General features: G+C 67.7%; 17 protein-coding genes. 5 read left to right on the top strand and 12 right to left on the bottom strand.

Annotated elements, in window-relative coordinates; genetic code table 11:
- Window positions 1–117 precede the first annotated feature (117 nt).
- Window positions 118–723 (top strand): PAS and ANTAR domain-containing protein, encoded by a 606-nt coding sequence (locus ACTAQI_RS17210; protein WP_457947467.1) that lies wholly within the window; start codon window positions 118–120, stop codon window positions 721–723.
- A 15-nt stretch (window positions 724–738) separates the two neighbouring features.
- Here the strand turns inward: ACTAQI_RS17210 and ACTAQI_RS17205 are convergent, their stop codons facing one another.
- From ACTAQI_RS17205 to ACTAQI_RS17185, 5 genes are all read right to left on the bottom strand, one after another.
- On the bottom strand, window positions 739–1,626 hold the full coding sequence (locus ACTAQI_RS17205) for an AraC family transcriptional regulator (protein WP_457947465.1): 888 nt from the start codon (window positions 1,624–1,626) through the stop codon (window positions 739–741).
- Window positions 1,627–1,657: 31 nt separating this feature from the next.
- Window positions 1,658–3,994, bottom strand: coding sequence for a beta-galactosidase (locus tag ACTAQI_RS17200; RefSeq protein WP_457947463.1), 2,337 nt, complete (start codon window positions 3,992–3,994; stop codon window positions 1,658–1,660).
- A 12-nt stretch (window positions 3,995–4,006) separates the two neighbouring features.
- On the bottom strand, window positions 4,007–5,326 hold the full coding sequence (locus ACTAQI_RS17195) for a cellulase-like family protein (protein WP_457947461.1): 1,320 nt from the start codon (window positions 5,324–5,326) through the stop codon (window positions 4,007–4,009).
- Window positions 5,323–8,640 (bottom strand): DUF5107 domain-containing protein, encoded by a 3,318-nt coding sequence (locus ACTAQI_RS17190; protein WP_457947460.1) that lies wholly within the window; start codon window positions 8,638–8,640, stop codon window positions 5,323–5,325. The genes ACTAQI_RS17195 and ACTAQI_RS17190 overlap by 4 nt, the downstream gene beginning before the upstream one ends.
- A gap of 83 nt (window positions 8,641–8,723) precedes the next feature.
- On the bottom strand, window positions 8,724–9,113 hold the full coding sequence (locus tag ACTAQI_RS17185) for a CBU_0592 family membrane protein (RefSeq protein ID WP_457947458.1): 390 nt from the start codon (window positions 9,111–9,113) through the stop codon (window positions 8,724–8,726).
- Between the two features lie 256 nt (window positions 9,114–9,369).
- Here ACTAQI_RS17185 and ACTAQI_RS17180 point away from each other — a divergent pair, with 256 nt between their 5' ends.
- The 3 genes from ACTAQI_RS17180 to ACTAQI_RS17170 all read left to right on the top strand — a co-directional run bounded on the left by ACTAQI_RS17180 (window position 9,370) and on the right by ACTAQI_RS17170 (window position 12,730).
- Window positions 9,370–9,819 carry a helix-turn-helix transcriptional regulator gene (locus tag ACTAQI_RS17180; RefSeq protein WP_457947457.1) on the top strand — a complete coding sequence of 150 codons (450 nt, stop codon included), beginning with the start codon at window positions 9,370–9,372 and terminating at the stop codon, window positions 9,817–9,819.
- A complete protein-coding gene (locus ACTAQI_RS17175; protein ID WP_457947456.1) occupies window positions 9,816–10,235 on the top strand; it encodes a VOC family protein in 420 nt (139 codons plus the stop codon). Before ACTAQI_RS17180 ends, ACTAQI_RS17175 begins: the two co-directional genes overlap by 4 nt.
- Before the next feature lie 92 nt (window positions 10,236–10,327).
- Window positions 10,328–12,730: an ATP-binding cassette domain-containing protein gene (locus ACTAQI_RS17170; RefSeq protein WP_457947455.1), complete on the top strand. Its 2,403-nt coding sequence runs from the start codon at window positions 10,328–10,330 to the stop codon at window positions 12,728–12,730.
- A 7-nt stretch (window positions 12,731–12,737) separates the two neighbouring features.
- On the opposite strand, the gene ACTAQI_RS17165 is transcribed toward ACTAQI_RS17170, so the two are convergent.
- Window positions 12,738–13,700: an alpha/beta hydrolase gene (locus ACTAQI_RS17165; RefSeq protein WP_457947453.1), complete on the bottom strand. Its 963-nt coding sequence runs from the start codon at window positions 13,698–13,700 to the stop codon at window positions 12,738–12,740.
- A 61-nt stretch (window positions 13,701–13,761) separates the two neighbouring features.
- Between ACTAQI_RS17165 and ACTAQI_RS17160 the strand changes: the two genes are divergently transcribed.
- Window positions 13,762–14,334 carry an MOSC domain-containing protein gene (locus ACTAQI_RS17160; protein WP_457951092.1) on the top strand — a complete coding sequence of 191 codons (573 nt, stop codon included), beginning with the start codon at window positions 13,762–13,764 and terminating at the stop codon, window positions 14,332–14,334.
- A 125-nt stretch (window positions 14,335–14,459) separates the two neighbouring features.
- On the opposite strand, the gene ACTAQI_RS17155 is transcribed toward ACTAQI_RS17160, so the two are convergent.
- The 6 genes from ACTAQI_RS17155 to ACTAQI_RS17130 are packed head-to-tail and all read right to left on the bottom strand — an operon-like array spanning window position 14,460 to window position 21,109.
- The gene (locus ACTAQI_RS17155) at window positions 14,460–15,977 is read right to left on the bottom strand and encodes an aldehyde dehydrogenase family protein (protein WP_457947451.1); all 1,518 of its coding nucleotides are present in this window, start codon (window positions 15,975–15,977) and stop codon (window positions 14,460–14,462) included.
- Window positions 15,974–16,738: an HD domain-containing protein gene (locus ACTAQI_RS17150; RefSeq protein WP_457947450.1), complete on the bottom strand. Its 765-nt coding sequence runs from the start codon at window positions 16,736–16,738 to the stop codon at window positions 15,974–15,976. The genes ACTAQI_RS17155 and ACTAQI_RS17150 overlap by 4 nt, the downstream gene beginning before the upstream one ends.
- Window positions 16,739–16,777: 39 nt before the next feature.
- The gene (locus tag ACTAQI_RS17145) at window positions 16,778–18,085 is read right to left on the bottom strand and encodes an NAD(P)/FAD-dependent oxidoreductase (RefSeq protein WP_457947449.1); all 1,308 of its coding nucleotides are present in this window, start codon (window positions 18,083–18,085) and stop codon (window positions 16,778–16,780) included.
- Between the two features lie 2 nt (window positions 18,086–18,087).
- On the bottom strand, window positions 18,088–18,408 hold the full coding sequence (locus ACTAQI_RS17140; protein ID WP_457947448.1) for a 2Fe-2S iron-sulfur cluster-binding protein: 321 nt from the start codon (window positions 18,406–18,408) through the stop codon (window positions 18,088–18,090).
- A gap of 51 nt (window positions 18,409–18,459) precedes the next feature.
- On the bottom strand, window positions 18,460–19,248 hold the full coding sequence (locus ACTAQI_RS17135; RefSeq protein ID WP_457947447.1) for an SDR family NAD(P)-dependent oxidoreductase: 789 nt from the start codon (window positions 19,246–19,248) through the stop codon (window positions 18,460–18,462).
- A complete protein-coding gene (locus ACTAQI_RS17130; RefSeq protein WP_457947446.1) occupies window positions 19,241–21,109 on the bottom strand; it encodes a PEP-utilizing enzyme in 1,869 nt (622 codons plus the stop codon). The genes ACTAQI_RS17135 and ACTAQI_RS17130 overlap by 8 nt, the downstream gene beginning before the upstream one ends.
- Window positions 21,110–21,168: the final 59 nt, after the last annotated feature.

The raw sequence follows: 21,168 nt of genomic DNA, 5'->3' as shown, positions 1-21,168 counted from the left end.
CCCCGCAGGATTGACCCCTGCTATATTCTGATCCTTCCAAGCCAGGTTCAGGGGGTAACCAGGTATAGCACGTCGAACGGCCCACCAGTGACTTCCAGCAGCGAGTACCCAGGATCCATGCCAGGGAACGTCCCGCATAACGATTTCCTCAACTGCCCCACCGGGTTCGTCGAGTACTACTTCGAGGACGGCATCTTCCGCTGGTCGGACGGGCTGTACCGCATGTACGGGTACGAGCGGGGCGAGGTAGTCCCCTCCATGGACATGGCGCTTCCCCACATCGAGCCTGAAGACCGGGCAAAAGTCCAAGCCTATTGGGACCACGTGGCCACCAATGGCGGCCCCGCGTCCATCTATGTGTCCATCCGGGACCGCAAGGACCGCCAGCACAAACTGCTCTACTCTGCGGACTACATCCTGGACGGAACCACACCGATTGGCGTCTGGGGAGTGGTGGTGGACCTCACGACGTCAATCCACACGGACCGGCACCAACTCGCCACCGAGGCGGTGGCCGCATCGGCTCGCAACCGGGCGGTCATCGAACAGGCCAAGGGCGTCCTGATGGGGCGCACCGGTGTCACCGCGGATCAGGCCTACGAGCTCATGAGCCAGCTAAGCCAGGACACAAACCGCAAGGTCTACGCGGTTGCGCAGGACATCGTGGACCGCGCCACCGTCCGCGCCGGAGATCCGGAGAGCCAAGGGCATCCCCTGTTGTAACTGCCCGGACAGCGCCTACCCCTTCCGCTCCGCACGGTACGCACTGGGGCTGACACCGTGCAGCCGGCGGAACTGGCGGGAAAAGTAGAACTGGTCATGCAGGCCCACTTCCCGGCCCACCTGCGCAATGGTCAGCTCCGTCGTATCCAGCATGTGGCGGGCCCGGGCCATCTTCAGGGCAGTGTGGTGGGCAAGGACTCCCCCGCCCGTCGCCTCCCGGAACAGCTTGCTGAGGTGCGACGACGACACCCCCACCAGCGCGGCAAGATCAGCCAGCCGGATGGCCCCGTCCACCCGTTCCTCCAAATAATTCATGGCCTGCTGCAGCGGCGTCCCCTTTTCCGGGACGCGGCGGTCCACCGCGAGGGTGGCCAGCAGCTTCCACGCCATCCCTGCCGTCGCCACCAGACGCGCCGGCGACTGGTCCTTCTCCAGCGCCGTGATGATCTCATCCAGCATCGCCGTCAACCGGTCCACGGCCAGCAGGTGAAGAAGGGGCCGGTCAGCCCGCACACCGGCCTCCGCAATCAGTTCCGCCGCATCGGTTCCGCGGACGTGGCACCACCAGATCGTCCATGGGTCGTCCGTGGCGGCACCGTACGCATGCGCCTGGCCGGTCCCACCGGGAAGCACGACGGCGGTCCCCTTTCCTACCTCGGTCCGGGCAGCGGCGGTTTCCACCCACCCGCGTCCGGCGACGCAGAGAATGACGATGGTTTCCTCGGTGCCCTGCGGCCGGTAGCGTCCATGGTCCTTCGCGGCGGGAAAGACGCCGGCATCGGTGACCACCAGGTGGCGGGTTATCGGGCGGGTGAGCGCCTCGCGCACGAGCGGCCGTGGCACCACCACCAGCCGCTGGTTGGGAAATCCGTGCGCCCGCTCCACCTCGGCTCCCTCCGTCACGAAATGTCCATCCTACGACGGAAGAACCGACTCAGGCAGGGGCTTCCCGCCAATCAGTCCACCGGACCAGGTACACCCGGTCGACCGCGATCAGGTCACCGTCCGCAGCATCACGCCGCTGCTGCGCGGCTGCCGGCACGCCCACTTTGGCTGCCTTGGCCAGCGGGAGGATCTGAAGGACGACGTCGGACCCCGGCCGGATACCCGCGTCACCGATGTCGATGACCCACGGGGAGCCGTCCCAGAAGCGGTCCGCCACCACCCGGCCGTCCACCAGAAGACGGGCAACGTCGCCCGCCCAGGCGATTTCCACCTCCGCGATCCCCCCGGCGGCTGGTCCCGCCGTCGGCAGCTCCAGCCGGTATGCCGCTGCAAGGCGCGCGATCGTTTCGTCGTCCGGGGCTGCGGCCCGGCCGGACCGGGAACCGAAGGACGCAGGAACGGGCATCGCTGGGCGGATGCGTTCCACTGGTACCGGCTGGCGTCCCAGTTCCATAAGGTCGGCCTGGACAGGCACGTCCTCGAAGCAACCGGCCACGGTGGAGTAACTCCTGACCACGGGAGCCGCCGTCGACCTTCCCGCCAGCAGCCCGCCGGCGTCAACCCACACCGGTTCTGCCGACAAGACCAGCTCCCTGCCGCGCCGCGTCTCCAGAACCCAGGCCTCGTCCGCCAGCACCGCAGGCAGAACCAGGATCCTGAGGGCGCCCCGGCCAGACGCCGCCGACAGCGTCACCGGCGCAGAGGCATCAACGGCATAGGCGCCTCCAGCGAGCGCAGAAGCGGGCCCTTCCAACAGGGTCCCCTCCGGCAGGCAGATCTGGATACCGATCCCGGCCTCGGCGGCCAGGACCAGGGTGGGCACAGCGCCGGCATCGAGGACGGTCAGCGGCGTCGCCGTGGCCCACAGCAGCCGTACCCCACCAACATCAAGGTCCACCGGCCACGCAGCGATGGTGCCGGGCGGGACGTCCACGGGCGCGGCGGGAAAGGTCAGCGGACCGTCGGCCAACATCAGGCGGAACTGCGCACCGGTATATTCCAGAAGCGGTATATGCGGCTGGTGCCACGTGATAAACACAAACCCGGAAACCCCATCAGAACGCAGGGCCCACCGCAGCGTTTCCGCGTCCCCATTCCCTGCCGGCACCCATTCCGGCAGCGTGGACGGCATCGGCGCCAGCCGGTCCCCGAAGGCGGCGAGGAACGCGTGCTGCCGGCGCAGCAGCCCGAAGCTTGGCTCCAGCCGTCCGGACACGCCAACGGGCGCATGGAAGTCGTAGTCGAACACCGGAAGATCGTTGGGATACCCCGTCGCCTGCGACTCCTGCAGACCGGCCGCAGGGTTCGTCCCGCCGGCGAACATGTAATACCCCTGCCAGCCGGATCCGCTGCCGATCTTGTTGTTGGCAACGGCCGCCACATCCCTGCCCTGGGGCCACGGCCGGCGCTGGTAGGCGGTGGCCATGCCGCCGGTCAGCTCGCAGGTGGCCGGCGGATAGAGGGCAGAGGGAGACCGCGGCGGTTCAGCCCCGGCGCCCGGGAAATGTTCGCGCAGGTCCGCGCCGATGCCCGGATCGTCCCACTGATGGCTGAAAAAATAGTGCTGGCGGAAGGTGGGATCCCAGGGCGCATCCGCATCCACCCAGAACCCGTCGCCGTAGCCACCGAAAACCGGCAGGACGTCGCCTTCCGGAATGTCCGCCCCGCCCCACGCGGTCGCCGTCCATACGGGAGCGCTCAGCCCCGCAGCACGGGCCAGCTTCTTCAGCTCGGTGATGTGCCCCGGCTGGTCGTAGAGCTCGTTGTCCAGCTGGATGCCCATCACGTTGCTGTCCGGCCCCGTCAGCCCGCGCAGCTCGGCACCAACCAGGCTGTACCAGCGCTCCACCATTGCCAGGTAGCGCGGATCGTTGGTGCGGTGTTCGACGTCGGCCGCCTGGACCCAGTCGGGGAAGCCGCCATTGCGGACCTCGCCATGGGCCCACGGCCCGATGCGCAGCACCACGTCCAGGTCCAGGGACGCGCACAGCCGGACGAAGGCGGCGACGTCCAGGCTGCCGTCGAACCGCGCTTCCCCCTGGACGGGCTCGTGGTGGATCCAGAAGACGTAGCAGGCCACCACGGTGATGCCGCCCGCCTTCATCAGCCGGAGCCGGTCCTCCCAGCGGGTGCGGGGAAGCCTGCTGAAGTGGATTTCACCGGACACCGGAATGGCCGGGCGTCCGTTGCACTCCAGGTAGTGGCTGGTGAGCCGCCACCTGCTGTGCACGTCCTCCGTGTTGCTCATGGCCGGCAGCAGCAGCGGCGCACCGAATGGACGGGGGACGGCAGCCAGAAGTTCAACAGCGGTGTTGTGGGCAGGCATTGAAGGCATCCTTCAGTTGGCGGGGGCAGTGAGAATCAGGTGGTTCATGCGGCGTTGCCACTCTTCGTCAGCCCACATGGGATGGTGTGGCGCCGCGTTGGAGCACAGCACCATGCCCCACACGCCATGTTCCAGCGCGGTGCGGATACCGCGCTCGGCCAGGTGGCGCCCCACCGGGCCCTCCTCAAATGCCCCGTGCAGCGGCGTGTACCCGATCCAGCCCTCACCCACCAGGGCGGGCACATTCTTCCAGCGGGCCCACGCGGCGATGGCAATGACGCGGGACTCGATCTCGCGCAGCATCACCTCCCGGTACGGCCCATACCCGTTGTACAACCAGGTGTCCCACGCGGCCGGATCGATCCAGTCGTAGCCGTAAAACATCTGGTCCGTGACCACCGTGGCCCGGTATTTCCACTCGGCCAGCCGGCCGTAGTCAGCAAAGGACGGAGCGTCAGCTTGAAGCAGCGCCCGCAGCGACGCGTTGGGAAAGCCGCTGGTTCCCTCGGAGCGGATGTCGATCTGTTGCTGCAGCGCGTCCAGCACGCCGTAGCTGTACACATGGAACTGCGCCGCGCCCAGGCCGTCCGGAACCGTATGCATGGCCAGGTGCGGCGGCTTGCCGTAGCTGGCCGTCACCACAAGGTCGGGGTGCAGGCGCCGCAGCCGCTGCACCTGCCCGCTACCGCCGTCGTCAAGCGCCGGAAGGATGGAAAAGTCCACCTCGTTGTGCAGCTCCACCAAGGCGATGCGGTCCCGGTACCCGGCGTCGGAGACCGCACGGATCAGCCTGTCCCACGCGTCCGCCAGGACGCGGTACCGGTCCGCCAGCGGGACGGCGTCGATGGCCTGGAACCACCGCGGGGAGGCCGCGAACACCGGTGACTGCTGGTACTCCCAGCTGGCCAGGACCACCACCAGACCATGCCGGTCAGCGGCGTGGAACAGGTCCAGCAGCCGCTTCCGCATGTCCAGCCGGTAGCCGCCGGGCGCGTCGTACCAGCGGGTGCCCCGGCCGTAGATTCCGCCGTCGGGAGCCGTGCCGAGCCCTTCGATCTCCAGGTCCTCCGCGAGCGCATCCAGCCCCAGGCCGCCGAAAAGCAGCAGCGGCGCGGCGCAGATGCGGATGGCGTTGTACCCGAGGTCCGCCGCCTTGGCGCATGCCGCGTCCAGGTCAGCGTATGGGCCGCCGTCCTCGGCGCGGGTGTACCAGGAGAAGTCCCAGAGGGTGATGGCCAGGCGGGGTGGAAGGTGCGACGGCGGCGCTCCGGTCAGGGTGCGCGTGTTACCTTCCATGGTTCCGGACCCCAGGTACCGCAATTCCTCACTCACAGGGAGACCTCTTCCTTCGTTTCCACGGGCCCGGTCAGCAGGCGGCCCTGTGCGGCCAGCTTCCGGAGCGACGACGCCGCCGCGCCGCGGGATGCTGCGGTGTCTGTATTGAACAGGAGCAACTCCGGCAGCGACGTGGCGAAGTAGTCCGGCGCAGCGGGAGCGGCCGCCAGCTCAGCGGCGCGGGCTTCGAGGTCATGCCACATGGCTTCCGCCTCCTGCAGCCAGCCCAGCCTGGCGCAGGCAATACCGCGCCAATAGTCGGCAGGCCCCACCGGGCCCGGATCCACAGCCAGCGGATTGCCCCGCCGGGCGGCCATCATCCAGGCCTCCCGGGCAGCGGTGGCATCCCCGGCACGCTCCAGCGCGTCACCCAGCACCACGAAGCGCTCAGCCATGCTGTCCCCCGGATGCCGGCCCTCGCCCAGGTTCGCCGGAGCCTCGATGCCCTCCCGGAGCAAGGCGATCGCCGCCGTCGGCTCCTGCTCCACCAACGTCCGCGCCTGCCGGACGGCGGCACGATCGTACGCGGCGAGCGCCAGTCCCTCACCGCCTTCGAAGGGCAGGAAGGTGCGCGAGGCCAGGAGGGACAGGGCATCCCCGCAACGTCCGACGTCGGTGAGCAGGTTCGCGTACAGGACGGCAAGATCGTCCCGGGCCAGGACGGCAGGCCCGCGCTGCTCGATGTCCGCGATCCGCTGGTCCGCGGACAGGCCGCGCAGACCTGCCAGCACGGCACGCTCGAAAACGAGCCGGGCATCCTGCGGGCTCAGCTCCAGGGCACGCTCGAAGCAGCGGTCGGCGGCAGTGGGATCTCCCCCGGTATTGAAGGCAGCCAGCGCTGCGTTCCGCCAGACCACAGGGTCTTCGCTACCGTGCTCCGTGGACCGTTCCAGGTGGGCCAGCGCATCCGCGGTCCGTCCCGCGTCCAGGAGCCAGCACCCCAGGAGCCCGTGCGCCACGTGGTCGCGCGGGTCGGCCTCCAGGGCGCGGTGCAGCGCGTCATAGTCGTCCAGTCCGTAGGGGAAGGCATAGACGGTGTCCGCACGCCGGGCCTTGGCACGTTCGGCCATTGCCGCCTGCGGATCCAGCAGTTCCTCCAGCCAACTGGCGCGCAGGTAGTGGCGGAGCGGCCCTGGATTGCCGAAGGCCGGAAACGCATCCGGAGTCTCCTTCCGGGCGGTGAGGTCCAGGGCACGCTGCCACTGCCCGGCGCGGGCCAGCCAGCAGGCAACCGTGAGGCTGGTCTTTGGATCCGCCACGTCCAGCGTTCCGGCGAGCGCCAGCGCCACGGGGTCCAGCGGGTCGGCGGCCAGGATGTCCCGGAGCAGCTGTGCGGTCTCGACCCGGCACCCCAGCTGTTCCAGCGCCAGGTACCGCAGGTGCTGCGCTTCGGGGCTGGAACTTTCCAGGGCCAATGCGGCGTCAGCGTGCTGCAGCGCCTGGGCGGCTTGCCTGGAGTGGAGGGCCAGCCGGGACAACGCCAGCTGCGCCGGGTGCGCCCACGCCCTGTCCCACGCGGCCTTCCCAAACCGGTCCCGGGCTTCCTCCATAAGGCCAAGGCGTTCCAGGACCAGGCCCAGCCGGTAACCCGCCTCCCCGCTGGGCGGATTCAGGTTTCGCCGGGTCAGCCGGGAGAGCGCGTTTCCAAGCAGTTTCCGCGCCTGCTCATAGTGGCCGGCCCGGTACCTGGCAGCGCCAAGTGCGGTGGACGCGCGGGAGTCCAGCGGGTCCCGGCGCAGCATCTCTTCGAAGTACGGCAGGGGTGATCTGCTGGGATGCCGGTTCTGCGCAAGGTGGGTAGCAGTGATGAAAAGTTCATCCTGGCTTTCCATGGCGCGCGGCTGCAACGGCTCGGTGGCCACCCAGGGCTCCGGCGGGTTGTCCACGGGTTGCCGCGGCGTCCAGGAGATGAGCTCGCCGTCCCCGTCCAGGACGCGGAGCGTGAGGTCTGTTGCCTGCGCCGGCACAGGCAGTTCAAAAGTGGCGGTGAACGGGTGGGCGGGTGACAGGACGGGGTTCCAGGTGGCGACCGTTCCGCCGTCGCAGGTGAGGACAACAGCTGCGTTCTCCCTGCAGGCGGTGCTGGAAACACCCAGGCTGACGGTTCGGCCGTCACCAGCCAGGGAAAGCGCGACGGCGGCATCCAGGTTCGCCTGGTGCGCCGGACCGATCTGCCGGATGGGGTACCAGTACTGGCTGAAGGTGCGCGTCTCACCGGGCGCCAGGTAGCTGAAGTCCGGCTGGTTGTCCGTAAAGACGCCGGCCATGAGCTCGACGTACGGGCCGTCGTCGTCGGTTAAATGCCTGTCCCATGCCCTGCCTACGGGGCCGTTGCCCCACGTCCACTGCTTCTTGCCCGGCGCGATGCTGCGGTCAGCCCAGTGCACAAAGCCGGCGGCGGCGCTGTGGTCGTAGCCGCCAAAGAAGCTGTCCGCCGTGTCCGTGACCATGTAGGAGGTGGGGACCGGGATGTTGGCGTAGAAATCGAGCCTGTCCGCATCAGCGGTGCCGCCCTCCGCGGCCAGCGCGGGATAGTCCACGCCGTAGTAGGGCCGGTCGGCGCGCGGGAAGGAAGTGATGGCCCGGCGGGCGTGGTCCGCCACGAACCGGACATCCGTGGGGAAGAAGGACTGGTAGTTCCCATGCGCCCGGGCGGCCACGTTGGCCCACCAAAGAAAGGTCTGCGGCTCATCAGTCCAGTTGTGGAGCCGGGCTTCCACCTCGATCAGCGAACTGTTCCGGCGGAGCCGCACACCATGGGTCCCGCGCATCCGCTGGAGGGGGTCAAGGTCGCTGTGCCAGACCGTCACGCTGCCGTCGTCAGCATGTTCGACGGCGGTTTCCACCGGCAGGAAGGTGGCGGGCCGGTGGTGCTGGGGCCAGTTGAACTCCACGCCGCCGGAGATCCAGGGCCCCGCCAGGCCCACCAGCCCGGGCTTGATCACGTTGTTGCGGTAGAAGAAGTCGTAGCCGGCGGTCTTGTCGTAGCCGATATGGATGCGGCCCCCGATCTCCGGGAGCAGCATCAGGCGGACGTACTCATTCTCCAGGTGGATGGCCTGCCACAGCCTGGGCTTCTTCGCAGGCTCGATACTGTCGATGAACGGCATGGGGTACACCGTGCCGCTGGAGCCCTGGTACACCCGCCGGTCCAGGAACAGGGGAAACCGGTCTGGCTTCCCCGGCTCGTAGGTATCGATCCATACCGGTTCGCTCCAGCAGGCAACGCCGCCGCCAGCGAGGATCTCGCGTTGGCGGGCCGGGGCGTCGGGCAGGATGATCCTGCTGGAGTCTTTGGGTTCGCTGGTCACCCCTCAAGGCTATGGAGGACGCGAACCGGTTCCCATGGCATAAACGCTTCGCTATATGGACGATCGTGTACTCGTCCTGCCGCCTAAAGGGCCAGCCGCGGCCCGTCTGCCAGGGCGGGTGCGGAACCGACAACCGGCAGCGCATCGGTCAGGGCCTCGACGACGGCCAGCTGGCCTGTGGAGTCCGGGACGCCGGGGTACTGGACATGCGCATCCTCCGCCGGCCCGGCCACCGCCTCCTCGGAACGCATGCGGACCAGCGCCACAGCGGAGATCAGGAACCAGGCCACGTTCGTGACCACCGATGGCCATGCGCTGTGCAGGGTGCCGTTGATGATGAAGGCCACGGAGCCGAACAGGTTCGCCGTCTGGAAACCTTTCCCAGCCTTCAGCCAGCCCATGGAAACAGCCAAGTAGGCACTGAGTATCGCAACCGCGCCTGCCCAGCCGGCAATTTCCCACAGCAGTTCCATGGCGTCCTTCCAAGGTGGTGCCTGCGCAGTATCCGGGCAGGGCTAAAGAGGTAATTCAAGGTTTGGTTTCGCCGGATGCTGTCCTGGAGGAACCTGCATCATCCAGCTCTGCGTTGACTCGAGCCCTGTTCGGGCGAGGACCTCTTACGCTGGCCGGCGGCATAATCATACCCCGCTGCAGGCAGCACTTTTGCCGGGTATTCCCATGCCCTCCACAGTCTGGACAAGACCCCCTCCGCGTAGCACGATCAAAGCTGTGACCAGCAGTCCAGCCACCGATCCCTACCTCCGCGAACTCACCCAGTTGAGGCGCGTCAAGGACCGGATGGACCGCGAATACGCGCAGCCCCTGGACGTCGAATCCCTCGCCAGGGATGTCCACATGTCCGCAGGCCATTTCAGCCGCCGCTTCAAGCTGGCCTACGGCGAATCCCCGTACAGCTACCTCATGACCCGCCGGATCGAACGGGCCATGGCGCTGCTCCGCATAGGCGACCTCAGCGTCACCGAGGTGTGCTTCGCCGTCGGCTGCTCCTCGCTGGGCACCTTCAGCACCCGCTTCAGCGAGCTGGTGGGCATGCCGCCGAGCACCTACAAGCAGGAGGCGCAAAGCGCGACGGCGGGGATCCCCGCCTGCGTGGCGAAACAGGTCACCAGACCGGTCAGGAATCGAGAAGCGCCGGCCGTGGAGCCGTTACTAGCATGACTGGCATGGACATCAACATTTCCTCAACCTTCCTTCCCGCCACCGATCCCGACGCCTCACTGGCGTTCTACCGCGACGCCCTGGGCTTCGAAATCCGCAATGACGTGGGCCGCGGCACCATGCGCTGGATCACCGTTGGTCCCGCAGGCCAAAAGGACGTTTCCATCGTCCTGCACCCGCCGGCCGTGGACCCGGGCATCACCGAGAGTGAGCGCCGCACCATCACCGAAATGATGGCCAAGGGCACCTACGCCACGATCGTCCTCTCCTCCCCCGATGTGGACGCGGCGTTCGCCAAGGTGGAGGCGAGCGGCGCCGACGTGGTCCAGGAACCCATCGACCAGCCCTACGGAATCCGCGACTGCGCCTTCCGGGATCCTGCCGGCAACACCGTCCGCATCAACCAGCAGCCCTAGGCATATAAACAGACACGTATATAACGGACGACGCCGGGGGGAGGCTGCCAGCGCAGCCTCCCCCGGTGCCGCTCCAGGAACAGGGGGACACCGTGAGCACGGACACCAGCACACACGATGGAACAGGGACAACACAGGCGGGGGTGCATGTTGCCGACAGCCATGACCTGATCCGCGTGCAGGGCGCCCGGGAAAACAACCTCAAGGACATCAGCCTGGAGCTGCCCAAGCGCCGGCTCACCGCGTTCACGGGTGTGTCCGGCTCGGGCAAGAGCTCCCTGGTGTTTGCCACCATCGCCGCCGAATCGCAGCGGATGATCAACGAAACCTACAGCGCGTTCGTGCAGGGGTTCATGCCCAGCCTGGCGCGGCCGGACGTGGACCGGCTGGAGGGGCTGACCACGGCCATCATCGTGGACCAGGAGCGGATGGGCGCCAACCCGCGCTCCACCGTGGGCACCGCCACCGACGCCAACGCCATGCTCCGGATTCTGTTCAGCCGCCTGGGCAAGCCTTATGTCGGTCCGCCCACGGCATTCTCCTTCAACGTGCCCACCCGCAAGGCCAGCGGCATCATGAGCACGGAGAAGGGCGGCCGCGTGGAGAAGAACGTGGTCCGCCAGGTGACCTACCTGGGCGGCATGTGCCCGCGGTGCGAGGGCATGGGCAACATCAGCGACATCGACCGGACGGCCCTGTACGACGAGTCGAAGTCTCTGGCCGAGGGCGCGCTCACGGTTCCCGGCTACTCGATGGACGGCTGGTACGGCCGGCTGTTTGAGGGCATGGGCCTGCCCATGGACAAACCGATCGCGAAGTTCACCACGAAGCAGCTGGACACGATGCTGTACGCCGAGCCCACCAAGATCAAGGTGGAGGGCGTCAACCTGACGTTCGAAGGCATCATTCCCAAGATCCAGAAATCCATGCTGTCCAAGGACGTGGAGGCCATGCAGCCGCACGTGAAGCGCTTCGTGGAGCGGGCCGTCACCTTCGCCACCTGCCCGGACTGCGGCGGAACCCGCCTCACTCCGGAGGTGCTCAACGCACGGATCAACGGGAAGAACATCGCGGACCTCTGCACCATGCAGATCAGCGACCTGGCGCAATGGATCCGAGACCTGGACGAGCCCTCGGTCCGGCCACTGCTCGCCGGGCTGCGGGACCTCCTCGACTCCTTCGCCGAAATCGGCCTGGGCTACCTCTCGCTGGACCGTCCGGCCGGCACCCTCTCCGGCGGCGAAGCGCAGCGGACCAAGATGATCCGCCACCTGGGCTCCTCCCTCACCGACGTCACCTATGTCTTTGATGAGCCCAGCATCGGCCTGCACCCGCACGACATTGAGCGGATGAACACGCTCCTCCTGCAGCTCCGGGACAAAGGCAACACTGTGCTGGTGGTGGAGCACAAGCCGGAGATGATCGCCATCGCCGATCACGTCGTCGACCTCGGCCCCAAAGCCGGCACCGGCGGCGGCGAGATTGTGTACGAGGGCGATGTGGACGGGCTGCGTTCCAGTGGCACCATCACCGGCCGTCACCTGGACGACCGTGCCCGGCTCAAGGATTCCGTCCGGCCCCGCAGGGGCGCCCTTGAGGTCCGCGGCGCCTCGACCAACAACCTGCGCGACGTTGACGTGGACGTCCCGCTCGGCATGCTGTGCGTGGTGACGGGCGTGGCCGGGTCCGGCAAGAGCTCGCTGATCCACGGCTCGCTGGCCAAGCGGGAGGGCGTGATCGTGATCGACCAGGGCGCCATCAAGGGTTCCCGGCGGAGCAACCCGGCCACCTACACCGGCCTGCTGGAGCCCATCCGCAAGGCCTTCGCCAAGGCCAACGGCGTGAAGCCGGCGCTCTTCAGCTCCAACTCCGAGGGCGCGTGCCCCACCTGCAACGGAGCGGGCGTGATCTTCACCGAACTGGGCGTCATGGCTACGGTGGAGTCCACCTGCGAGGACTGCGAGGGGCGCCGCTTCCAGCCCGCCGTCCTCGAGTACACCCTGGGCGGACAGAACATCGCCGACGTCCTGGACATGTCAGTGGATGCGGCGCTGGCCTACTTTGCCGAGGGCGAGGCCAAGACGCCCGCGGCGCACAAGGTCCTGGAACGCCTTGCAGACGTGGGCCTGGGCTACATCTCCCTGGGCCAGCCGCTGACCACCCTGTCCGGCGGCGAGCGCCAGCGGCTCAAGCTGGCCACCCAGATGGCCGAGTCCGGGGAAATCTACATCCTGGACGAGCCCACCGTGGGCCTGCACCTGGCGGACGTCGAACAGTTGCTGGGCCTGCTGGACCGACTGGTTGATTCCGGCAAGTCGGTCATCGTCATTGAGCACCACCAGGCAGTCATGGCGCACGGTGACTGGATCATCGACATCGGACCGGGAGCAGGGCACGACGGCGGCAGGATAGTTTTCGAAGGCACGCCGGCTGACCTGGTGGCCGGCCGGGCCACACTCACCGGGCAGCACCTGGCAACCTACGTGGGTGCTTGACGCTTGCCTACAGCTGCCCCAGGAATGACACGGTGGCGGCGGCGATCTGCTGCTGGGCGGCCTGGCGGCTGATGCCGGGCTGCCCATCGCCCGGCTGATCGCCGTAGTCTCCGAAGAACGCGTGCACCCCGCCCCGGACGGCAGCGAACTCGGTGTCGCCGGGCAGCAGTTCACGGGAGGCCTCGATCTTGGCCGGGGTGCTGAGGCCATCGCTGCTGCCGGAGACGGACAGGACCGACAGGCCGCTGCGGCCCTGCAGGGAATCAACCGGGTAGGACGCGTACAGCACCAAGCCTTCGACGCCGGCGTTGTTGAGTGCGAAGGACGAGGCGGACACCCCACCCAGGGAGTGGCCGCCCACCGCCCAAGTGGTGATGTCCGGGTTGTCCGCCATGGCACCGCGGGCCTGGTTCCCGTCCAACAGGCTCAGCCCGAGGGGTTCCTTAAGGATGATTACCCGGTACCCGGCCCCAACGGCCGGGGCCAGGATGTCCTGGTAGGCGCGGGCATCCACGCGCGCGCCGGGATAGAAGACCAAGCCCTTGGTGTTTGTGACGCCTTCGGGTGACATGGTGATCGAGGTGTTGGATTCGGTGACGGTGAGGTCCGACGCCGGCCCGGCCTCCGCCGTCGGCCCCGGCTGGTAGGCGAAAGGGTTCAGCCAGGCCAGCCCGGCCGCGAGCGCCAGGACTGCCAGGCGGCCGGCCCAGGCACCGATGGCCCGGACGCGGGAGCGGGGCCTTGGAACATCCCGGCGGACCCACAGCAGGATTCCCCAGGCCACACCGGCGGCGGCCGCCGCGAGCAGGATGCCCGGCAGCAGGGGGTGCCCGCCCAGGACGGCGGGATTTCCGGCCAGCATCCACACCGCAACCCCTGCCAGGGCGGCGGCGCAGACCACTGATGCCCAGAAAAGGGCCGTCCGTTTCCTGGGCAGCGCGCTGGCTTGGCCGGCAGGCGAGGTCTTCATGGTTCCTGATCCTTCCATCCGCGGGCAGGATTTCAATGCCGGGCTGGCCTACGCTGGCCGTATGCCCGAAAAGTTCCGCTACGACGTCGAGATCCTGCACCTGCTGGTGTCCCCCGCGCATGCCTACTTTGGCCGTGCCCGGGATGGCGCCGCGGACGTTCCCACCACAGATGCGGAAACCGCGGAGGTGGTGGCCGGCAAAGGCATCGTGGGCGACAGGTTCTTCGGCAAGGCCGCGCACATGGACGCGGCGGTGACCCTGTTCGCCGTGGAGTCCCTCGAGGCCATCGCCGCCGAGTTGGGCGCCGCACCGTTCGATCCCCTGCTGACCCGCCGGAACGTGGTGCTCCGATGCGCACAGCTGGCTCCCCTGCTGGGGCACGACTTTGCGCTGGAATCAGGCGGGTCATCGGCGACCCTGCACGGCGGCCGGCATGCCCAGCCCTGCGCGTGGATGAACGAAATGCTCGCCCCCGGTGCACATCCGGCCATGCGGGGCCGCGGCGGCATCCGCTGCCGGGCCCTGTCCACCGGACTCCTGCACCGCGGCCCTGCAGTGCTGGTCAGCCCGGTGCCGCTGGAACCGGCACGGGCCGGCGAGGCCAGCCTGCTGCGGCCGTCCCGGCTGCCGTAGGAAGACGCACGACGGCGTCACGCACGGCACGCTTTCGGCCCACCTCCGGCAGGGAAGCCCCGGAAACCCGGGGTCCCGCCGTCGTGCCCTTCCCGAAAACGTGCCCTGCGTGACGGGGTGCAGGGCTACCGTTTCCGGTGGATGGACTTGTAGCTCAGGTAGGCGTTGAGGCCCTCGATCCCGTACTCGGTGCCCAGCCCGGAGTCGTGCCGCCCGCCGAACGGTGCTGAATGGTTGGAGGCGAAGAAGTTCAGGCCCACCGAGCCCGTATCCATCCGGTCCGCTACGGAGAGCGCCGCGTCCTCGTCCCTGCCGAACACCAGCCCGCCCAGGCCGAACTCGGTGTTGTTGGCCAGTGCCACTGCCTCCTCAACGCTGCCGCCGGCGTCGTTGTACTTGAGGATGGTGATCACCGGGCCAAAGATCTCCTCCCGCGCTATCCGCATGTCCGGCGTAACGTCTGCGAACACCGTGGGCTCCACGAAGTAGCCGTTCTCCAGCCCCCCGGACAGCGACGCCGCGCGCCCTCCGGTGGTGGCGCGGGCACCCTCGGCCAGCCCTGATTCGATGTACTCCAGCACCGTGCGGTACTGCGGTTCGGTGGCGCAGGGGCCGAACACCGTATCGGGGGCCAGCGGGTCGCCCTGCTTCCCGGCGGCGATAGTGGCTGTGACCATGTCCACCACTTCGTCGTACCGGCTGGCCGGGGCAAGGATGCGGGTGGAGATGTAGCAGGTCTGGCCGGTGTTGCGCATGGAGGATTTGATCAGCACGCGGGACATGGCCCCCAGGTCCGCATCCGGGAGCACGATGGCGCTGGACTTACCGCCCAGTTCCAGCGTGACCGGGCGCAGCAGCTCACCGCAGGCCGCGGCAATCTTCCGGCCCACCGGCGTCGACCCCGTGAACGCCACCTTGGCAATGCCCGGGTGCTTGACCAGCACGTCACCCAGGCGGCCGGAGCCTGTGACCAGGTTGACCACTCCGGCCGGGACGCCTGCAGCGGCGATCGCGTCGATGATCACCCGGATGGACAGCGGGGTGGGGGACGCGGGCTTGATGACCACGGTGCAGCCGGCCAGCAGCGCCGGCGCCAGCTTGATCATCACCAGGTTGATGGGGAAGTTCCACGGAGCGATCAGCGCGCAGACGCCCAGGGAATCCCGCCGCACCACCGATTCGCCGCCACCGCGCGGGAAGGGGCGGACGTCCTCCTGTTCCAGGTATCCGGCCAGGGTGGCGAAGTAGCGCAGGATTCCGGCGGCGTTGGCGGCGGCGCCGGATGATTCCGCCACCGGGGATCCGTTCTCCCGGGAGTTGGTCAGCGAGAGCTCATCGGCGCGTTTCTCCACCTCATCGGCGATCCGGAGCAGGTAGGCGGCCCGCCCGGAGGGTGCCAGCCGGGGCCATTCGCCGTCGAACGCTTTTTGGGCGGAGCCGACGGCGGCGTCCACGTCCTCCGCTGTGCCGTCCGGGACCGAGCCCCAGACTTCGCCGGTGGCGGGGTCGGTGACCGGGTTCCGGCCGGTGCCCCGGGAAGGCCGCCAGGCGCCGTCCACGTAAATCGTGTCCACGTGGGTGTGCGGAAGGGCCAGGCCGGACCGCGTGGCCAGGGCCGGCGCGTCGTGCATGGCGGAGGTCATCGGATCACCGCCGTCTTCAGCAGGGCATTGGACCGGCAAAGGTCCGCGGTGGCCATGTCCACGGCAGCCTGGGTGATGAGTTCCGGGACGATCTCGGTGGCCAGCCTGTCCGTGTACGTGGCGGGATCCATGCCGAACCAGGAGGAGGCCAGGGCGATGCCGGCATGGTCAAACCGCCACAGCCTGTCGGCGTCACGCATGAGGGCGTCCTCCATGGAACGGGCTACGGGCCGCGTGTCATGGCCGTCGATGATGTCGCAGACGCTGTCCACAAACCCGTCGGGATAGCCCAGCCCGGGCAGGACCCGCCGGGCCACCTCACAGCCCTGCTTCTCATGTTCGAAGCGGATGGTGGCCCTGCGCCAGTCCCCCGTGAATCCCTCCGAGAGGATCCGGGATTCATCAACGTGCGCCCAGCCGGTGTCGTGCAGCAGCGTGGCAACCCGCACCAGTTGGGCATCCGCGTCCGGGTAGGCCCGGCACAGCCGTTCGGCGAAGGCCAGGGAGATGGGCAGGTGGATGTCGTTGCCGCGGGTCCGGGTTTCGTTGACCACCGCCTTCCAGAGCGCATCGAGCGAATCCAGGGCCGCAGGGGTACCGGTGATGGGGGTGGTGTCCACCGGGCCCGCAGCTGGAATGGGGCGGACGCTGAACTCGGCGGCGAAGGCATCCGCCAGTGGGTCGGCAGCCTCCCCGCCGGTGGCGGTGCCCGTGGTGGTGCCCGGTTCCGCCGCAGCGACGGACGTTTTGGGGGTGCTCATAGTGCTCCTTCGGGTAGGCCAACTACTGTCTGGGTGCAGTTAGCTGTCCGCGGTGATGGTCTTGAGTTGGGTGGCGGTGTCCGCCGCGGCATCGGCGGGAATGTTCTGGCCCTTGGCGAGCGCGTTTTTGACGGCCATGAAGTCCAGCGGTGCGTTGACGCAGTCGGCGGCGATGATGCGGCCCTGCCGGTAGTAGAGGACGCTGAACTTGCCGCGTTCCTTGTCGTGCCGGACCACGGTCTGGTCGAAGCCGTTGCACAGGCCGGCGATCTGCAGTTTGAGGTCTGCCTGGTTGGACCAGAACCACGGGATGCCGGCGTACTCCTCGCGCCTGCCGGTCAGTGAGTAGGCGGCCACCTTGGCGTGTTCAATGGCGTTGTTGACGCTTTCCAGCCGGATCCGTTCCCCGGGTGCGGAGCCGGGAACGGGGTTGGGCATGTTGGCAACGTCGCCCACGGCCACGGTGGTGCCGTCCGACGCCAGGGCGAACCGGTCCACCACTATGCCATTGTCGACGGCCAGGCCGAGCTGCTCCGCCAACTGAGTGTTGGGGATGACGCCGATCCCGATCAGGACGATCTGCGCCGGCAGTACCGTTCCGTCCTGGAGTTCGACGGCGGCAACCCGAGTGCCGCCGTCGCCAGCGGTGAAGCGCGCCGCACTCGTGTTGAGCCGGATATCCATCCCGCGGGAGCGGTGCGCCTGCAGGAAGTACTCTGCCGTTTCCTCCCCCACCGCGCGGCCCACCAGCCGGGGCCCGAACTCGAGCACGGTGACATTCTTCCCCATCTTCTGCAGGCTGGACGCGGCTTCGAGGCCGATAAACCCGCCGCCGATCACCACGATGTCCGTAGCGTCTCCCACCCTTGCCTTCAGCGCCAGGGCGTCATCGGCGTTGCGGAGGTACAGCACCCCGTCCAGGCCGCTGCCCTCGATGTCCAGCTTCCGCGCCCTGGCGCCCACGGTGAGGGCCAGCCGCTTGAACGGGAACTCGCCTCCGGAGGAGGCATGTGCCACCCCGGAGCCGTCTGCTTCCTTGTCGATCCGGACAATGTATTCGCCTTTGACCAGGTCAACGTTGTGCTCGGCCCAGTATTCGTTGGAGCGGAAGATGAGTGATTCGCTTTCCACCGCGCCCTGCAGGAACTCCTTGGACAGTGCCGGCCGCTGGTACGGGCGGTGGTCCTCATCCCCCAGCAGGGTGATGTGTTCGTCGAAGCCGAGCGCCCGGAGCGATACGGCCAGCTGTACGCCGGACTGGCTGGCGCCGATGATCAGGAGGCCCGTCCGGACGGGGGTTTGCGAAGAAGTAGCGGCGGTTGCCTGCTCCACTGTCTGCGTTCCCACGGCTACACCTGGGTTTCCGGGGTGGTGACGAAGAGCTCCAGCTCATCCGTCAGGCGCAGCTGGCAGGAAAGCCGGGAGCTGTCCTCGCGGTCCACTGCGGTGCCGTAGAGCATCTCGTCCTCCATGTCCTCCATGGGGGGCAGCTGCGAAGCGCAGTCCTCGCGGACAAAGACGTGGCAGGTAGCGCAGGACAGCGAGCCGCCGCATTCGGCCACGATGCCGGGGACGCCGTTGCGCACCGCGGTTTCCATGACCGAGTCACCGGCATTGCCTTCGACGTCGCGGACGGTGCCTTCTGCGTCGGTGAAGTGAACCGTTGGCATTGTGGTCCTCCTTTGGATTGAAGTTGGTTGTTGGGTGGCCCAGCAGGCCGGTCAGATGAACTGCCGGCCGCCGTCCACCACCATGGTCTGGCCGGTGTAGTAGGAGCTGTCCGGTCCCGCGAGGAACAGCGCCGCACCCACGATGTCCTCGGGCTGGCTGGCCCGTTTGATGGCGCCGCGGTCCACGCCATAGTTTTCGGCGTTCTCCATGAGCCCGTAACTGGCCTCAGTGAGCGTGAAGCCCGGCGCGATCGCGTTGACCGTGATCCCCCGCCGGCCCAGTTCCTTGGCCATGACCCGGGTGAGTGCCACCACCCCGCCCTTGGAGGCAACGTAGTGCGCCCACTGCTCGGAGCCGCTGAAGATCGTGGCGCTGGAGAGGTTGATGACGCGGCCACCCTCTGCCAGGTAGGGGCTTGCGGCGCGGGTCACCAGCCAGGGGCCCTTGAGGTTGACGTTCATCACCAGATCCCATTCGGCCGGATCGATGTCCTCGAAGCGGCTGCGGGTTACCCCCGCGTACACGGCCGCGTTGTTGAGAACGACGTCGATCCGTCCGTTCCCGAACTCGGCGCAGCTTTTCGCGAGCTGCTCCGTGGATTCCACGTCGGTGACGTCGGCGGCGTAAGCCGCCGCTTCAGCCCCGGCTTCGCGGACCAGCTTGGCGGTCTGTTCGGCGCCCTCGAGGTTGATGTCGGCCACCGCCACGCGGTAGCCGCGGCCGGCGAAGCCGAGCGCGAACGCCCTGCCCAGCCCGCCGGCGGCCCCGGTGATGAGGACGGTCTTCCCCTGCGTGCCGTTTGCGGAATATTCCTCGGAGGGAATGTTTTGCTCAGACATGGCTGTGGCTGTGGGCGCCGGGTCCGGCCGCCACCAGGTCGTCCTCGGCGTCCAGGATCTGGACCGTGCCCTTGGTGCCGTCAACACGCAGCCGCTGGCCGGTCTTGATGGTGGTGGATCCGGAGCCCGTTCCGGTGACGGCCGGCAACCCGTATTCGCGGCACACAATCGCGGCGTGGCTCATCATGCCGCCGATGTCGGTGACGGTAGCGCTGATCTTGCCGAAGATGGGACCCCAGGACGGTGCGGTCACGGTGGCCACCAGGATCTCGCCCTGCTGCACCTCGGAGAGCTGGTCGGCGTCGGTGACCACGCGGGCCAGTCCTTCCACCACGCCGGGCGAGGCAGCCATGCCGCGCAGCCCGCCGCCTTCCACTTCCTCGCCGGCACCCAGCCACTGCTGGACCTGCTCGGTGGTGATGCCCCAGAGCATCCGGGTGAAGGGCTCGGTGATGGACGCCGGCGGGGTGTTCAGCGCCGGCGCGGGGCGCGCGGTCTTGAGGGCGTCCACGATGCCGCGGCGGCGTTCGATTTCCTCGGGCCAGTAGTCGGGCCCGATCGGCTTGGCGCCCACCCCCCAGCCGGTGACCAGGTCGAAGAGGGCGTCGCGGACCTCATTGCGGCCCAGGTAGAGCAGGTCATCCGGTTCGGTCCAGAAACCCTCAGCGTGCATCATGCGGGAGAGTTCCCGGATCTTGCGCCAGAAGACGCCCATGGTCCAGTGCTCGATGTAGAAGTTGTGGTTCTCCACGTAAGGGTAGGCGGTGGCGGCGAGGCCGCGTTTGGCATCGAAGACGGCCTGGTTGTCGCCTTCGAGCAGGTCGCGGTATTCCTCGATGATCCGGTCGCGTTCGGCGATGAGGGCTTCAACGGGACGCATGATCTCCTGGCCCTCGTCCACGCGGCGGATGTAGTCCGCAATGTAGCCGAGCGGGATTTCCTGGTGTTCGTTCCAGTACTTGTCGTGGCCGTAGAAGCCGTTGCCCACAGTGAAGTTGAACCACGGGTCCTTGGCACCTTCGTACTGCGCGATCCACCGGTCCCCGCCGGGAGCGGCGGCGATGGCACCCAAAGTAGCCTCGACGTCGTCCGTGTTCCCGAAGTGGCCCTGGAGCCCCAGTTCGACGGCGAGCTTGGCAAGCTGCTTGAGCTCGTCATCGGGGCGGAACAGTTCCATGTCCACGCCCTGGACCATGCTGGCAATCGACTGGTCGGGGATGTTGGGGAAGACCTGCTTGCAGAAGTTGAAGAAGTCCAGGTACGCGATGTAGCCCAGGTTCAGGAACTCGAAGTGGTACTGCCAGTTCTGGTAGGCCAGCTGGATGAGGCGGTCGTAGCTCTCCAGCAGCTTTTCGGAGCCGTCCTTGCCCTTGCCGGACGTGATGTCCTCCATGGGAACCATGCCCGGGAGCCTGGGGAAGGAAATGGTTTCCATCTCCGCAATGGTGCCTTTGACCTTGACGTGCCACTCCTTGAGGAGCCGCTCCCAGTTCTGGAAGTAGTAGCCCACGCGCTCCTCGAACAGCGGCACCCGGGCGGCGATCTGGTCCTCCGACACCGGGATGGGCGACATGTAGAGGTAGCCCAGGTGGACGCGGAACTCGATGCCGTTGGCGTTGGGGATCATCAGGTGCCGGGCGTTGTACTGGCCCAGGCACTTGACCGCGAATTCGCCGCCGATGGTCTCAAAAGGCTTGAACACGGTGGGCCAGTGCTGGCTGTCGCAGAACCAGAACTTGGCGTCTTCCTGCTCCTTGAGCTTGTCCTGGAAGACCAGGTAGTAGGGGTAGAGCTTTTCCCAGCCTTCGGCGCCGGCGGGGACCGGCAGCTCGGAGGGTTTGGGGAACGACTTCAGGGACATGGCGGTCCTTTCAGGAGGGCTCGGCGGTGAGCCTTGGTGGGTGAAGCCTTGGATGGGAG

The organism is Pseudarthrobacter sp. alpha12b (assembly GCF_054130495.1).
This window is presented reverse-complemented; position numbering and strand designations above follow the sequence as displayed.

What these genes read in the sequence shown, in the direction of transcription:
- ACTAQI_RS17185 (WP_457947458.1), bottom strand. Translation starts at nt 9,113, where the DNA reads ATGGAACTGCTGTGGGAAATTGCCGGCTGGGCAGGCGCGGTTGCGATA.
- ACTAQI_RS17155 (WP_457947451.1), bottom strand. Translation starts at nt 15,977, where the DNA reads ATGACCTCCGCCATGCACGACGCGCCGGCCCTGGCCACGCGGTCCGGC.
- ACTAQI_RS17200 (WP_457947463.1), bottom strand. Translation starts at nt 3,994, where the DNA reads ATGCCTGCCCACAACACCGCTGTTGAACTTCTGGCTGCCGTCCCCCGT.
- ACTAQI_RS17210 (WP_457947467.1), top strand. Translation starts at nt 118, where the DNA reads ATGCCAGGGAACGTCCCGCATAACGATTTCCTCAACTGCCCCACCGGG.
- ACTAQI_RS17150 (WP_457947450.1), bottom strand. Translation starts at nt 16,738, where the DNA reads ATGAGCACCCCCAAAACGTCCGTCGCTGCGGCGGAACCGGGCACCACC.
- ACTAQI_RS17140 (WP_457947448.1), bottom strand. Translation starts at nt 18,408, where the DNA reads ATGCCAACGGTTCACTTCACCGACGCAGAAGGCACCGTCCGCGACGTC.
- ACTAQI_RS17135 (WP_457947447.1), bottom strand. Translation starts at nt 19,248, where the DNA reads ATGTCTGAGCAAAACATTCCCTCCGAGGAATATTCCGCAAACGGCACG.
- ACTAQI_RS17130 (WP_457947446.1), bottom strand. Translation starts at nt 21,109, where the DNA reads ATGTCCCTGAAGTCGTTCCCCAAACCCTCCGAGCTGCCGGTCCCCGCC.
- ACTAQI_RS17175 (WP_457947456.1), top strand. Translation starts at nt 9,816, where the DNA reads ATGACTGGCATGGACATCAACATTTCCTCAACCTTCCTTCCCGCCACC.
- ACTAQI_RS17165 (WP_457947453.1), bottom strand. Translation starts at nt 13,700, where the DNA reads ATGAAGACCTCGCCTGCCGGCCAAGCCAGCGCGCTGCCCAGGAAACGG.
- ACTAQI_RS17160 (WP_457951092.1), top strand. Translation starts at nt 13,762, where the DNA reads ATGCCCGAAAAGTTCCGCTACGACGTCGAGATCCTGCACCTGCTGGTG.